The organism is Staphylococcus sp. 231237_7MaSpsaltlick (assembly GCF_043107035.1).
This window is the reverse complement of record NZ_JBICNX010000302.1, coordinates 1-535: the sequence shown is the minus strand read 5'-3', so window position 1 is coordinate 535 and position 535 is coordinate 1. Positions and strand designations below refer to the sequence as shown.

Here is a 535-nt window from a genome sequence, read left to right as displayed (position 1 = left end):
AAGAAATATGAACAGTTTGAAAAGAAATTCAATGTGCCGGTTGAACGTAAAGATGAATTAATTGGTCAGAACATTACTGTTGAAGTAAAAGTCGCATTTAACAAATTTGCTTATGCGGAAATTAAAAACATTCCGAACAGAAAATAATGCAACAGAACACAGCGGGTGAAAGTCCCGCTATTTATTTTTGAAAATACGGAGGATCACACACATGATTAATAATGAAGACTTATTATTTTACGATATAGAGGTATACAAGTATAACAGTTTTGCAGTATTTAAGGATATTGATAAAAATACTGTTGGATTCTTTTCTAATAAAGATGGATTCGAAGGGCTAAGCGAATTCATACAAGGTAAAACATTAGTTGGTTACAACAACAATCATTACGATAATAAGATTTTGTATAAAATGGCACAACCATATCCGGAAGAATTATATGAAACTAAACAATATCAAATCAAAAAACTCAACGACAAAATTATTGCTGGCGATGGTAGAAATGAACGAAGTATAAGCAATAAAACTTATGAC

The 535-nt window shown here is 30.7% G+C and carries 1 pseudogene; it reads left to right on the top strand.

Going from position 1 to position 535, the window contains the following annotated elements:
* Positions 1–211 precede the first annotated feature (211 nt).
* A pseudogene (locus ACF91D_RS31590) lies at positions 212–535 on the top strand (hypothetical protein); the annotation flags it as partial.